The 14,104-nt window shown below is 71.3% G+C and carries 10 protein-coding genes; all 10 read right to left on the bottom strand.

Features of this window, described 5'->3' with window-relative positions:
- Positions 1-16: 16 nt before the first annotated feature.
- Positions 17-694, bottom strand: coding sequence for an L-ribulose-5-phosphate 4-epimerase (locus ACZ7OU_RS30205; RefSeq protein WP_470257801.1), 678 nt, complete (start codon positions 692-694; stop codon positions 17-19).
- A complete protein-coding gene (gene araB, locus ACZ7OU_RS30200; protein ID WP_470257800.1) occupies positions 694-2,325 on the bottom strand; it encodes a ribulokinase in 1,632 nt (543 codons plus the stop codon). The genes ACZ7OU_RS30205 and araB overlap by 1 nt, the downstream gene beginning before the upstream one ends.
- Before the next feature lie 23 nt (positions 2,326-2,348).
- Complete coding sequence (locus ACZ7OU_RS30195; RefSeq protein ID WP_470257799.1) at positions 2,349-6,149, bottom strand: LamG-like jellyroll fold domain-containing protein; 3,801 nt, start codon at positions 6,147-6,149, stop codon at positions 2,349-2,351.
- Complete coding sequence (gene yjfF, locus ACZ7OU_RS30190) at positions 6,146-7,132, bottom strand: galactofuranose ABC transporter, permease protein YjfF (RefSeq protein ID WP_470257798.1); 987 nt, start codon at positions 7,130-7,132, stop codon at positions 6,146-6,148. The genes ACZ7OU_RS30195 and yjfF overlap by 4 nt, the downstream gene beginning before the upstream one ends.
- Positions 7,129-8,175 carry an ABC transporter permease gene (locus ACZ7OU_RS30185; protein ID WP_470243816.1) on the bottom strand — a complete coding sequence of 349 codons (1,047 nt, stop codon included), beginning with the start codon at positions 8,173-8,175 and terminating at the stop codon, positions 7,129-7,131. The genes yjfF and ACZ7OU_RS30185 overlap by 4 nt, the downstream gene beginning before the upstream one ends.
- Complete coding sequence (locus ACZ7OU_RS30180; protein WP_470257797.1) at positions 8,172-9,686, bottom strand: sugar ABC transporter ATP-binding protein; 1,515 nt, start codon at positions 9,684-9,686, stop codon at positions 8,172-8,174. Before ACZ7OU_RS30180 ends, ACZ7OU_RS30185 begins: the two co-directional genes overlap by 4 nt.
- A 10-nt stretch (positions 9,687-9,696) precedes the next feature.
- Positions 9,697-10,716 carry an ABC transporter substrate-binding protein gene (locus tag ACZ7OU_RS30175; RefSeq protein WP_470257796.1) on the bottom strand — a complete coding sequence of 340 codons (1,020 nt, stop codon included), beginning with the start codon at positions 10,714-10,716 and terminating at the stop codon, positions 9,697-9,699.
- A 38-nt stretch (positions 10,717-10,754) separates the two neighbouring features.
- Positions 10,755-11,798: a LacI family DNA-binding transcriptional regulator gene (locus ACZ7OU_RS30170; RefSeq protein WP_470243813.1), complete on the bottom strand. Its 1,044-nt coding sequence runs from the start codon at positions 11,796-11,798 to the stop codon at positions 10,755-10,757.
- Positions 11,799-12,040: 242 nt separating this feature from the next.
- Entirely contained in the window at positions 12,041-13,000 is a 960-nt protein-coding gene (locus ACZ7OU_RS30165; protein WP_470257795.1) for an endonuclease/exonuclease/phosphatase family protein, read from the bottom strand.
- Complete coding sequence (locus ACZ7OU_RS30160; RefSeq protein WP_470257794.1) at positions 12,997-13,917, bottom strand: D-alanyl-D-alanine carboxypeptidase family protein; 921 nt, start codon at positions 13,915-13,917, stop codon at positions 12,997-12,999. The genes ACZ7OU_RS30165 and ACZ7OU_RS30160 overlap by 4 nt, the downstream gene beginning before the upstream one ends.
- Between the last annotated feature and the right edge of the window lie 187 nt (positions 13,918-14,104).

The raw sequence follows: 14,104 nt of genomic DNA, 5'->3' as shown, positions 1-14,104 counted from the left end.
TTCTCCTGGAAGCGGTTCAGTGCTGGCCGTAGACGTTCTGGTACCGGGCGTAGAGCCGGTCGACGTCCTCGGGTGGGAGGGGTGCGGGCCTGCCGAGCTCGAAGGCCTTGTGCACGGTGCGGGCGACGTCCTCGACCATCACCGCGGCCTTGACCGCGTCGCGGGCGGTCCGGCCGACGGTGAACGGGCCGTGGTTGCGCATCAGCACGGCCTTGGACCGGCTGGTGCGCAGCGTCTCGACGATGCCGCGGCCGATCGAGTCGTCGCCGATCAGCGCGAACGGCCCGACCGGGACCGGGCCGCCGAACTCGTCGGCCATCATCGTGAGCACGCACGGGATCGGCTCACCACGGGCCGCCCACGCCGTGGCGTAGGTCGAGTGCGTGTGCACGACGCCGCCGATCTCGGGCAGGTGCCGGTAGACGTAGGCGTGCGCGGCGGTGTCCGACGACGGCGCCAGGTCACCGTGCACCAGTTCGCCGTACAGGTCGGTGACCACCATGGTGTCGGCGGACAGGTCGTCGTAGGACACCCCCGACGGTTTGATCACCATCAGCTCGCGCCCGGGCACCCGGGCCGAGACGTTGCCCGCGGTCCAGATGACCAGCGCGTTGCGGGTCAGCTCACCGTGCAGGTTCGCCACGGTCTCCCGCAGCTCCGCGACGGTGTCGAGGACTTCACCGGTCAGCGACATCAGGACCGTCCTTTCGCCACGGCTCGGCGGCGGGCCGCGAGCCGGTGCATGACATCGTTGGCGCCACGGCCGAAGTAGTCGTGCAGCGTCGTGTACTCGGCGTACAGCTCGCCGTAGGCGGCGACGTGCGCGGGCACCGGCTGGTACACCGCGCGCTGCACCGAGCCCATCGCGGCGGCGGCCGCGCGGATGTCCGGGTGGGCCCCGGCGGCGACGGCCGCGTGGATGGCCGACCCGAGCGCGGGCCCCTGCTCCGAGCCGATGACCGACAGCGGCAGGTTCGTGACGTCGGCGTAGATCTGCATGAGCAGCGCGTTCTTCGCCAGGCCGCCCGCGATGATCAGCTCGGTGACCGGGACGCCGGCGGCGTTGAACGTTTCGATGATCTTGCGGGTGCCGAACGCCGTGGCCTCCAGCAGCGCGCGGTAGACGTCTTCGGCGCGGGTCGCGAGGGTTTGCCCGACGACGACGCCGGACAGCTCGTGGTCGACGAGCACCGACCGGTTGCCGCTGTGCCAGTCCAGCGCGACGAGCCCGTGTTCACCGATCTCCTGCTGGGCGGCGAGCCGGGTGAGCTCCTCGTGGCTGTCGTGGGCGAAGTGCTCGGCGAACCAGCCGAAGATGTCGCCGACCCCGCTCTGCCCGGCTTCGTAGCCCCACAGCCCGGCGACGATCCCGCCGTCGACGACCCCGCACATGCCGGGGACCTCGTGCAGCTCGGCGCCGTTCATCACGTGGCACGTCGAGGTGCCCATGATCGCGACCATCTGGCCGGGTTCGACGGCGTTCGCCGCGGGTGCGGTGACGTGGGCGTCGACGTTGCCGACGGCGACCGCGATGCCCTCCGGCAGTCCGGTCCATTCCGCGGCTTCGGCGGACAGCGAACCGGCGCGGGAACCCAGCTGGCCCAAGGGGTGTTCGAGCTTGTCGGCGACGAAGGACTCGAAGCCCGGCGCCAGCTCGTGGAGGAAGTCGCGGCTCGGGTACTGGCCGTCCTGCAGGATGCCCTTGTACCCGGCCGTGCACGCGTTGCGGACGTACACCCCGGTCAGCTGCCAGACGATCCAGTCGGCCGCCTCGACCCAGTGCCGCATCGCGGCGTAGACGTCCGGGGCCTCTTCGAACAGCTCGAGGCCCTTGGCGAACTCCCACTCCGAGGAGATCAGGCCGCCGTAGCGCGGCAGCCACTTCTCGCCGCGAGCGCGGGCCAGCTCGTTGATCCGGACCGCCTGCGGCTGGGCCGAGTGGTGCTTCCACAGCTTGACGTAGGCGTGCGGCTCGGCTTCGAACTCGGGCAGCTCGCACAGCGGCGTGCCGTCGGCGGTCGTCGGGACCATGGTGCACGCGGTGAAGTCGGTCGCGATGCCCACGACGGCTGCCGGGTCCGCCCCCGCATCGGCGAGCGCGGCGGGGACGGCGGTGCGGAGCACGCCGACGTAGTCCGCGGGCACCTGCAGCGCCCAGTCCGGTGGCAGCGCGCGGCCGGACGCGGGCAACGTCTCGTCGAGCACACCGTGCGGGTACTCGAAGACCGCGCTGCCCAGCTCGGCGCCGTCGGCCACGCGCACGACCACCGCACGCCCCGAGAGCGTGCCGAAGTCGACGCCCACGACGAGAGGGTCTGCTGACACTTCTGGTTCCTTTCCGGTACGGCTCAACGGCCGGTCATCACGAGTGTCGTCACGGAGTTGGCGGGCAACGTCAGCTTCGACGTCGCCGCCAGCCCGGTGATCTCCCTGGTCTGCGGCACGATGGCGGCCGGCGCGGCGAGGCTGTTGCGCCCCGCCGGGTCGCCGGTGAGCGTGGTGAGCGTCCCGGTGCCGTCGACCGCGGTGACGCCGGTGAGCGCCAGCCGGGTCGTCTGGACCTGGCCGGTCGGGTTGACGAGCTTGACCGTGAAGGTCTTCTTCCCTCCCTTGGCGGTCACGTTGACCACCTGCCGCAGCGGGCTGCCCTGGTTGAGGCGGCTGGTCACGATCTGCTTGCCGAGCGTGCTGGAGAACATCTGCTGCACCCAGTACGACGGCGAGCCGTAGCTGCTCCCGGCGTCGAAGCCGATCAGGTTGACCGGCCAGCTGGACTGGTTCTCCTGCACCAGCACCGGCGCGTACATCGAGCCGATGACGACGTCGCTGTTGCGTTCGAGCCCGGTGAGGAACGCGGCCTCGCCGATGGCGGCGGCCAGGGTGCCGGTGGGCCGGCCGTCCTGGGCGCCGTACTCGCCGACGAGGATGTCCGGGCCGCTGCGATCCGCGGTGTCGTAGCGGGTCGAGTTGTCCGTGAACCACTGCGGCGACTGGTAGTAGTGGTCGTCCGCGGCGTCCGGGCGCACTCCGGTGGACGTGCTCGACGCGGCTCCGCCCTGCAGGCCGCCGGTCGTGGCGATGACCGTCAGCTGCGGGTACTTGGCCTTGATCGCGTTGTACATGTCGGTGAAGCGCCAGGCGTAGCTGCCCGAGCCGTCGAACCAGTCCTCGTTGCCGACCTCGACGTAGTGCAGGTCGAACGGCGCCGGGTGGCCGTCGGCGACCCGCTTCGCGCCCCACGTCGTGGAGGCGTCGCCGATGGCGTACTCGATCTCGTCGAGCGCTTCCTGGACGTACTGCGGGTAGTCGGCCTGGCTGACGTGCTGGCCGTTCAGGGTGTAGCCGGCGAAGAGCGCCAGCAGCGGCTGGGCGCCGATGTCCTCGGACAGCTTGAGGTAGTCGAGGATGCCGAAGCCGTCGGTGGACCAGTAGCCCCACGCGGTGTTCTGGTGACCCGGCCGATCCTCCGGCTTGCCGATGGTGTTCTTCCAGGCGAACCGCGTGTCGAGGGTGTTGCCCTCGAGGAAGTTGCCGCCCGGGACGCGGAACAGGCCGAGCTTCATCGCGGCGAGCTTCTGCCCGAGGTCGAGCCGGACGCCGTGGTTCTTGAAGGTCGGCGGGAACAGCGAGACCTGCTGGAACCAGGCGTCCCCGGCGAGGGCCTTCTTGGTCTTGTTCACCAGCGAGACGACGATCCGGTTGTCGGTGGACGTCGTGATCGTCGACGGCGTGGTGAAGCTGAACGTCTGCTGCGCCCAGTCCGCGCCGACGGGCTGGACGTCCTTGCTCGCCAGCACGGTGCCGTCCGGCTTCTCCAGGCTGACGCGGACCGCGCCGGTCCAGCTGCCCTTGGCGAAGAAGCTGCCGGTGTACTTCGTGGACGGTTTCGCGGCGACGCCGTAATAGCCGACGTTGGCGGCGGCCACGCGTCCACCGGCCGGGACCGCGTCGGCGTGCAGCTTCAGCGAGCGGTCGAGGGCGGTGTTGAGCGGCGTCGCGGTGTCGATCGCGTAGGTGCCGGTCGCGCCGGTCGAAGTGAGCAGCGACCAGTACGGGACCGGGGTGTCGCCCGCGCCGCTGCCGCGCTGGTAGGCCTCCTTGAAGGTGCGGTTGCGGACGAGTTCGGCGTACAGCCCGCCTTCGACGGAGTGGCTGATGTCCTCGAGGATCGAGCCGTAGGTGGTCGGGCGGGTGTTGGCGCGGACGACGTTGGCGTCCACGGCCAGCTGGTTGGCGCCCGCGAGGGTGCCGATCTGGGCCGCGGTGAGCGGGAAGCGGCGCAGCTCCAGCTCGTCGACCGCGCCGGTGAACCCGGCGCCGACCGTCAGGGGCGCCGCCGCGGTCCCGGAGGCCGGGCAGGCGGAGACCTCCAGGGTGGTGCCGGTCGGGGTGCCGCAGGTGCTGGTGACCGTCGCCGCGTCGCCGTCGGCGTAGACGGTGAGCCGCTGCGAAGCGCGGTCGAGGACGACGGCGGCGTGGTGCCAGTTGCCGTCGGCGAGGCCGCCGCCAGTGGTGGTCACCTGGATGGTGCCGACGCGGGCGGTGAGCTTGCCGCCGGTCACGCCGAGCGCGTAGCCGTCGCCGTGGTCGACGAGCGTGCCGTCCGCGGTGGTACGGAACCACGCGGCCAGGGAGAGTGAGCCGGTGCCGGTGTCGAACGCGGGCGAGGCGCCCATGTCCACAGTGGACTTGCCGTCGAGCTGGACGGCCTTGCCCGCCGCGCCCGGGGTCCAGGTGGCGCCGCGCAAGGTGCCGTCGGCCGCATTGGCCGAAGAGTCCCGCGCGACCGTGCCCGTACCTTCGTCGAAGTGCCACGACCCGCTGGCGGCCAGGGCGGCGACGGCGGACGCGGTCAGCGGCGTCGGGTACGCGCGGACGTCGTCCACTCCCCCGGCGAACCAGTCGGCCGGGCTGCCCGCCCACTTGCCGCGCCCGATGACCAGGTGCCCGCCCGCGGTCCACGGCGTGGTGAACGGGACGCTCTGCTGCAGGGTTCCGTTGACGTACAGGGAAAGCGTGCCGGCCGCGCGGTTGTAGACGCCGACGACGTGCTGCCACTGGTCGGCCTGCGCGGGCAACGTCGACACCGCCGCGGACGACGCCGTGTCGCCGTCGGCTGCCCGGCGCGTGAAGGCGAACCGGCCGTCAGCGGCGCGCTGGAGGTAGAAGCCGCTGATCGTCGAGCCGTCGACGCTCACCGCGGTCCGGAAGCCGGAGGCCGCGGTCGGCTTGACCCACGCGGACACCGAGAAGCTCTGCGCGGTGTCGATCACCGGCGCCGGGGCGTCGATCGCCGCGTCGGTGCCGTTGAGCACCGCGCCGTGCGGGCCGACGACGCCGTCGCCCCAGGTCGCGCCGCCGGTCAAGGTCGCGGTGCGCGCGTCGAGGGAGTCGTCGGCCGCGGTGGTGCCGGTGCCTTCGTCGAGGGTCCAGTGCCCGGCGATGGCGAGGCGGGCGGCGTCGGCCGCGGTCAGCGCGCCGGAGTACGCGCGGACGTCGTCGATCGTGCCGTCCACGTAGTCCACCGGGTTGCCGCCGTACTTGCCGCGGCCGATCACCAGGTGACCGGTGCCGGCCCAGCCCGCGGGCGCGGACACCGTGGTCTGGCGGGTGCCGTCGACGTACAACGACAGCGTTGACATCGCGGCGTCGAACACCCCGGTGAGCTGGTACCACTGGCCGGCGACGGGGTCGAAGTTCGCGCCCGCGACAACGCCGTCGGTCGGGGCGTCCCCGGCGAGGCGGGTGAAGGCGAACCGGCGCGAGTCGTCGCGGAACTGCAGGAAGAAGGTGCTGACCTGGGTTCCGTCGATGCTCACGAACGTCTGATAGCCGGACGTCTTGTCGAGCTTGACCCAGCTGCTGACGGAGAAGCTCTTGGTGGTGTCGAGCACGGGCGCGCCCGCGTCAGCGAACCCGCTCGCGCCGTCCGTCGTCAGGGCGCCGCCGCGGATGCCGGGGCCCCAGCCCGCGCCGGAGTTCAGGGTGGCGGGGTGGTCGCCCGCGCTGTCGGCGGCGGTGGTCCCGCTGCCGTCGTCGAACGTCCAGTGCCCGGCGAGCGCCGAGGCGGGCTCCGCCGCGCCGGCCGTCGCGGGCAGGGCGGAGAACAAGGTCAGGGCCGCGAGCACGGCCAGGATGCGCCGCATCATCGACGGCTCCCTCGGGTGACGAGGCGCTGCAGGACGATGAAGACGAACAGGAGGGCTCCGGTGATGATCGAGGTCCACCAGGAGTTGAGGGTGCCGTCGAAGGTGATCAGCGTCTGGATGATGCCCAGCACCATGATCCCGAGCACCGTGCCCAGCACGTAGCCGGAACCGCCGGTGAGGATGGTGCCGCCGATGACGACCGCGGCGATCGCGGTCAGCTCGAGGCCGACGCCGTTGAGCGGGTCGCCGGAAGACTTGTACAGCACGAGAAGCAGCCCGCCCAGCGCCGAGCAGAAGCCGCTGATCGTGTACACCGCGATCTTCGTGCGGCCGGTCTTGAGGCCCATCAGCATCGCGGACTGCGCGTTGCCGCCGATCGAGTAGACCGTGCGCCCGAACCGGGTGAAGGCCAGCACGTACACCGCGATGGCGACGACGACCAGCGCGGCGACCACGCTGATCGAGATGTGCAGCTCGCCGCCGAGCGGGATCTGCGTCTGGGCGAGGGTGGCGATCGTCGGGTTGTCGATCGAGTACGCCTCGGTGCTGATCGTGTAGCAGAGCCCGCGGGCGAAGAACATCCCGATCAGCGTGGCGATGAACGGCTGGATCTCGAAGAAGTGGATGAGCGCGCCCATCCCGGCCCCGAGCAGGGCCCCGACCACCAGCACCACGGCGATCGCCGCGTACGCGGGCCAGCCGTGCTTCTGCATCAGGTCACCGGAGACCACTGTGGACAGTGCGACGACCGACCCGACGGAGAGGTCGATGCCGCCGGTGAGGATCACGAACGTCATCCCGACCGCGACCACGAGCAGGAAGGCGTTGTTGATGAACAGGTCGAGCACGACCTGCCCGGACCCGAACGCGTTGTAGCTGGACGCGCCGAAGAGGTAAGCCCCGACGAGCAGCGCCATCGTCGCGAGGATCGGCAGGTGCCGTTGCCGCGGCCGGTACCCGCGGATGCGGTCCAGGGTGGTCATGCCGTGACCTCGACCTTCTCGGGAGCGGACTCCGGCGCCGGCTGCCCGGCCGGGGGTGTCCGGCGGCGGCGGAGCTTGCGGCGGAACGCGGGCGACTGCAGCAGGCACACCGCCAGCACGACGACGGCCTTGAAGAGCATGATCGCCTCGGGCGGGATGCCGAGGGCGTAGACGGTGGTGGTCAGCGTCTGGATGAGCAGCGCGCCGATCACCGCGCCGCCGATGGAGAACCGGCCGCCGGTCAGCTGCGTGCCGCCGACGACGACGGCGAGGATCGCGTCCAGCTCGATGAACAGCCCGGCGTGGTTGGCGTCGGCGCTGTGCACGTTCGCGCTGATCATCAGCCCGGCGATGCCCGCGCACAGCGCGCAGAAGACGTAGACGAGCCAGGTCAGCCGGGCCGACCGGAGACCGGCCAGCCGGCTGGCCTCGGGGTTGCCGCCGACGGCCTCGACGAGCAGGCCGAGCGCCGAACGACGGACCAGCAGCGACGCGAGCACGAACACGGCCAGGGCGATGAGGATCGCGCTCGGCAGGGTCAGCACGAACCCGCTGCCGATCCATTCGTAGGGGGCGGAGTTGATGGTGATGATCTGCCCGCCGGAGATCAGCTGCGCGATCCCGCGGCCGGCGACCATGAGGATGAGCGTGGCGATGATCGGCTGGATGCCCAGCGCGGCGACGAGCCAGCCGTTCCACACCCCGAGCACCAGCGACAGGCCCAGCGCCAGCCCGACCGCGACGAGCGTGGCACCCACGCCGTCGGGGTGGTCGGCGATCCACAGGCAGGCCAGCGATCCGCTGATCGCGACGACCGCGCCGACCGAGAGGTCGATGCCGCGGGTGGCGATGACGAGCGTCATGCCGATCGCGATGAGGATCAGCGGGGCGCCGTTCTTCAGGATGTCGACGAGGTTCCCGTAGAGGTGACCGTCGCGCAGTTCGATCTTGAAGAACGACGGGCTCGCGATGAGGTCGCCCAGCAACAGCACCAGCAACGCCACCACGGGCCAGAAGAGCCGCTTCTTCGTCAAGCCGGTCATGCCTGCACCCCTTCGGCCATCGTGGCCATGACGTCGTCCGCGGTGAGCCCCTGGTTCTCCCGTTGCGCCACCACCTTCCGGTCGCGCAGCACCACGACGCGGTGGCTGAGCCGGAGCACCTCCTCCAGCTCCGCGGAGATGTACACGACGGCCATCCCGTCGGCCGAGAGCTGGGTGACCAGCCGCTGGATCTCCGTCTTGGCGCCGATGTCGATGCCGCGGGTCGGCTCGTCGAGGATGAGCAGCCGCGGTTCGGTGATGAGCCAGCGGGCCAGCAGCACCTTCTGCTGGTTGCCGCCGGAGAGGTTGCCGACCAGTGCCTCGGGGTCGGCGGGACGGATGTCGAGCGTCTTGATGTACTTCTGCGCGATCTCGTCCTGGCGGCGCCGGGACAGCGGCCGCGCCCAGCCGCGGGAGGCCTGGAGCGCGAGGACGATGTTCTCCCGGACGGTCAGCTCCTCGACCAGGCCTTCGGTCTTGCGGTTCTCCGAGCAGAACGCGATCCGGTGGTCGAGCCCGGCGCGCGGGGTGCGCAGGTTCGTGGCCTCGCCGTCGACGCGGACCGATCCGCTGTCGGCGTGGTCGGCGCCGAAGAGCAGGCGGGCGAGCTCGGTGCGCCCGGAACCGAGCAGCCCGGCCAGCCCGACGACCTCGCCGGCGTGGATGTCGAGGCTGAACGGCTCGACGCCGCCCTTGCGGCCGAGGTCCTCGGCGGACAGGAGCACCGGCGCGCCGGCGACCTCGGCCCGGGTCGGCCCGGACTCCTCGAGCTTCTCCAGGACCCGCAGCTCCTTGCCGATCATCTTCGTCACCAGGTCGACCGGCGTGATGTCCGCGGTGCGGTACTCGCCGATCAGCTTTCCGTTGCGCAGCAAGGTCATCCGGTCGGCGACGGCGAAGACCTGGTCGATGAAGTGGGAGACGAACAGGATCGCCAGGCCCTGCTCGCGCAGGGACCGGACGACCGTCAGCAGCCGCTCGACCTCACCGGTGTCCAAACTGGACGTCGGCTCGTCGAGGACCAGCACCCGCGCGTCGACGTCGAGCGCGCGGGCGATCGCGACCAGCTGCTGCACCGCGATCGAACACGTGCTCAGCTCGGCCGAGACGTCCACGTGGACGTCCAGCCGGGCGAGGAGCTCCTCGGCCCGCCGCCGCATCGGGCCCCACTGGATGCGGCCGAAGCGGCGGGGTTCCCGGCCGAGGCAGACGTTCTCCGCCACGGACAGGTTCGGGCAGAGGTTGACCTCCTGGTAGACCGTGCTGATGCCGGCCCGCTGAGCCTCGCCGGGACCGCCGAAAGCGGCGGCGGTCCCGGCGAGGGTGATCGTGCCCGCGTCCACTCCGTAGACCCCGGTCAGCACCTTGATCAGGGTGGACTTGCCGGCACCGTTCTCCCCCATCAGCGCGTGGACCTCGCCCGGGAAGAGGCGGAAGTCGACGCCGTCGAGGGCGGTGACGCCGGGGAACTCCTTGCGGATCCCGGTCATGGACAGAATTTCGGCGGGCATGCGGGACCCCTCAGTACTGGCGCTGCGGCAGGGCGGCCTTGGCCGACGCCTGGTCGAACTCGGTCTCCTGCGTCTCGATGCGCTCGGGCACCGACTCGCCGGCGGCGACCTTCTTCACCAGGTCCATCAGCTGCGGGCCGAGCAGCGGGTTGCACTCGACGACGTGGTTGATCTTGCCGTCGGCCAGTGCCGTGAGCGCGTCCTTCACGCCGTCGACGGAGACGATCTTGATGTCCTTGCCCGGCACCTTGCCCGCGGCTTCGATTGCCTCGATGGCGCCGAGCGCCATGTCGTCGTTGTGCGCGTAGAGGACGTCGATCTTGGGCTGGGACTTGAGGAAGGCCTCCATGACCTCCTTGCCCTTGGCGCGGGTGAACTCACCGGTCTGCGAGGCGACGATCTTGTACTTCGGGTCCGCCGCGATGACGTCCGCGAAGCCCTTCTTGCGGTCGTTCGCCGGGGCCGAGCCCGTGGTGCCCTGCAGCTCGACGATGTTGACCTGGCCGGTGGCGCTGCCGTACTCCTTGGTCAGCCACTCCCCGGCCTTCTTGCCCTCGGCGATGAAGTCCGAGCCGAGGAAGGTCTTGTAGAGCGTCTTGTCCGGCGAGTCGATCGCCCGGTCGGTGAGGATGACCGGGATGTTGGCCGTCTTGGCTTCCTTGAGGACGGTCTCCCAGCCGGACTCCACCACCGGCGAGAAGGCGATGACCTTGACCTTCTGCTGGATGTAGGAGCGGATCGCGGAGATCTGGTTCTCCTGCTTCTGCTGCGCGTCGGAGAACTTGAGCTCGATCCCGGCGGTCTTCGCCGAGTCCTGGATCGACTTGGTGTTGGCCGTCCGCCACCCGCTCTCGGCGCCCACCTGGGCGAACCCGAGCGTGACCGCCCCGCCGGAGCTACCGGAGGACCCGCCACTCCCGCAGGCGGTGAGCAGGACGAGTCCGGCCGCCGCGGCCGCCGCGGCGGCCCATCGCTTCTTCAGCACGTTCACTCCTCGATCGACGGTGATCTTTTTTGTTAGCGTTAACATTCGGAGCTGGTCTTACCGGGTCGGGCGCGCGTACGGCGCTAACGCGGCCCGGTGCTTTCGCGGACGATCAGCTCGGGCACGACCAGGGCGCGCGCGTGCCGGTCGCCCCCGTCCATCCGCTGGGTGAGCAGGCCGAACGTGCGCCGGCCCACTTCGATGAAGTCCTGGCGCACCGTGGTCAGCGGCGGCGTGAAGTACGCCGCCTCGGGCACGTCGTCGAAGCCCGCGACGCGCACGTCCCGCGGCACCGAGACGCCGGCCTCGGCGAACGCGCGGAGCAGACCGAGCGCCATCTGGTCGTTGCCGGCGAAGACGGCGTCGAGAGCGCCTTCCTTGGCGAGGGATCGCCCCGCCTCGTAGCCGGAGCGCGAGCTCCAGTCACCGCGGATCACCTCCGGCACGTCCACGCCGTGGCGTTCCAGGGTCTCCCGCCAGCCGAGCTCGCGGTCGCGGGCCTCCAGCCAGTCCTCCGGTCCGGCGACGTGCCAGACCGTGCGGTGTCCCAGCGCCAGCAGGTGTTCGGTGGCGCGGCGGGCGCCGTCGCGCTGGTCGACGGAGATCACCGGGACCGGCGCGGTCTCCCCGCCCCCGACGGCGACGACCGGGAAGTCCGCGGGCGCGGCTTCCAGGGCGCGGCCCGCGGTGACGTGCGGGGCGATGACGATGATGCCCTCGACGGCCTGGCGACGGAGGTTCTCCACCGCGTCGGCGATCGAGGAGCGGCCCGGCCGGCTGACGCTGGAGATCGTGATCGCGTACCCGGCTTCGCGGGCGGCGTTCTCGATGCCGTAGAGCGTGCTGGCCGGACCGTAGAGGTTGGACTCGAGCGCGACGACGCCGAGCGTGCCGGTGCGTCCGGTGACGAGCGCGCGGGCCGCGGAGTTCGGGCGGTAGCCCAGCTCTTCGATCGCGGCGAGCACCCGGGCGCGGGTTTCGGGGCGCACCGGACCGGTCCCGTTGATGACCCGGGAGACGGTCATGTGCGACACGCCCGCCACGCCCGCGACGTCGGTCAGGCTGGGCTGCCGCGTCCCGGCGGCAGTCACCCTGACGGGGCCGCCGGAGCGGGGTCGTTCAGCCACCGGCGTCCCCTTTCGTCCGCTTCGACGTGGTGCCCGTCACCCGTTCGGGTGGCGGCGAGGAGTCAGTGTTAGCGATAACACCGATGCGGTCAAGACCGGGGTGCGTAACGGTCTCGTCACGTGCGCCGGAGGGGCGCCTCTTCGTGGCTTCGCGGCTGGACCTGCGGGAAAGGCTGTTACTTGATCACCGGATGCCGGGGACCACGGTGTTCAAGGGGCATGTTCGGCGCCGCGCCGGGACGTCACAGGGCCAGCGAAGCCGCCACCGGGAGGTGATCGCTGCCGGTCGCGGGCAACGTCCACGCCGCCGTCGGCCGCACCCCCGTCACGAAGACCTGGTCGATCCGGGCCATCGGCAGCCCGGCCGGCCAGCTGAAGCCGAAGCCGTCGCCCGCCTCGTCCTGCGCCGACTTCATCCGCGCCGTGATGGGCGCCAGCGCCCGGTCGTCGGCCGTGCCGTTGAAGTCGCCGACCAGTACCGTGCGCGGCGACGGCTCCCCCGCCACCGCGTCGGCGAGCAGGCCGATCGCCTCGTCGCGGCCGTTCGCCGTGAAGCCCGAGTCGAGCCGGACCCGCACCGACGGCAGGTGCGCGACGAAGACCGCCACCGGGCCCTTCGGAGTGTCCACTGTGGTCCGCAGCGCACGGGTCCACGGCATGATCGCCACCGGTCGCGTGTCGCGCAGCGGGAACGTGCTCCAGACCCCGACCGTCCCCTGCACCGAGTGGTGCGGATAGCTCGCGGCGAGCGCGTCCTCGTACTTCGGGATCTCGGACTTCTTCAGCTCCTCCAACGCGATCACCTGCGCGCCCGAGGCGGCCAGTGCGCGCGCGGTGCCGGCCGGGTCCGGGTTCTCGTCGTTGACGTTGTGCGAGACGATCGTCAGGTCGCCGCCGGCTTCGGTCCGGTCGAACAGCCTGCCGCCGAAGTACCCGCCCCAGACCAGCGCGGGCAGCAGCAACGACACCAGCGCGAGCGCCGAGCGCCGGACCAGTGCGGCCACGAACAGGGGCAGCACGAGCAGTCCCGTCCACGGCAGGAACGTCTCCAGCAGGCTGCCGGCGTTGCCCACCCAGTTGGGCACCAGCGGGTGCGCGAGCAGCAGCACCGCCGTGAGCGCGGAGAACACCGCGATGACCCGGCCGCGGCGCCAGGTCCCGCGGTCCGGCACGGTCTTCGCCGGTTCGAGGGTCGCGGTCATCGCGTGGCCGCCGGCAGTTCGCGCTGGATGGCGGCGATCAGCGTCCGGCTGTTCTCGAGCGCGGCGCTCAGCCCCTGCGCCGGGCTCCCGCCCGGGTTCTGGTGCAGGACGACGCCGAGGATGAGCTTGCCGCCCGGTCCCTTCGCCGCCCACATCAGCGCCCCGCCGGCGGCGGTCGACGAACCGGTCTTCAGCCCGATCACGCCGTCCCGGCCGAGGAGGGTGTTCGTGTTGACGACACCGGGCACGCCGTCGACGCGCAGGCTCGTCGTGGCGACGATCTCGCGGATCACGGCGTTGCGCATCACTTCGCGGGCCAGGCGCAGCTGGTCGGTGGCGGTGCTCGTGGTCGAGTCCTCGACCCCGCTGGCGCCGGTGTAGGTCGTGTCGGCCATGCCGAGCGCGGCGGCCTCGCGGTTCATCTTCGCGACGAAGCCTTCCTGGCTCCCGGCGTCCCAGCGGGCGAGCAGCCGGGCGGCGTTGTTGCCGGACGGGACGAGCATCAGCGCCAGCAGGTCGCGCTCACTGACCTGCCGCCCGGCCCGCAAGGTCACGGTCGACTCTTCGCGGGAGGTCGACTCGGCGTCGGCCTGCTCGTCGACGGTGATCATCGGGCCCGCTTCGCCCGGAGCCAGCGGGTGGTCCTTGAGCACCACGAACGCGGTCATGACCTTCGTGACGCTGGCGATCGGCACCGGCCGCTGGTCCCCGCGGCTGCCCAGCGAGCCCAGCCCCTGGACCTCGGCACTGGCCTGGCCCCCGTCCGGCCACGGCAGCGCGAGGTCGACGACGGGCCGCGCGGCGCTCGCGCGGCCGTCGACCGAGGGCGGGAAGAGGACCCAGCAGGCCGCGGCGAGCGCCACCGCCGCAGCGGCGGCCAAGCCGCCGACGACGGGTGGGATGCGGGTTCGGGCCATGGGTCTCCTCCGGGTGCCGGGGCGCTTCGTGAGCGCTCTGACGTCACTGTGTCCGGGGAAGATCGCCGGGCCGTCGGGGTTCTTCGACAGGTCTGAACCAGAAGTGTCCCGGTTCTGTACCAAAGCCGGGAATGGCGCGGGACCGGCTCCCCTCGCACCGCGCGCGGAGAGAAGCCGGTCCCGCTGG

This window comes from Amycolatopsis sp. NPDC114505 (assembly GCF_055633615.1).
The sequence above is the reverse complement of the archived record's forward strand: the minus strand, read 5'-3'. Positions and strand labels throughout refer to the sequence as shown.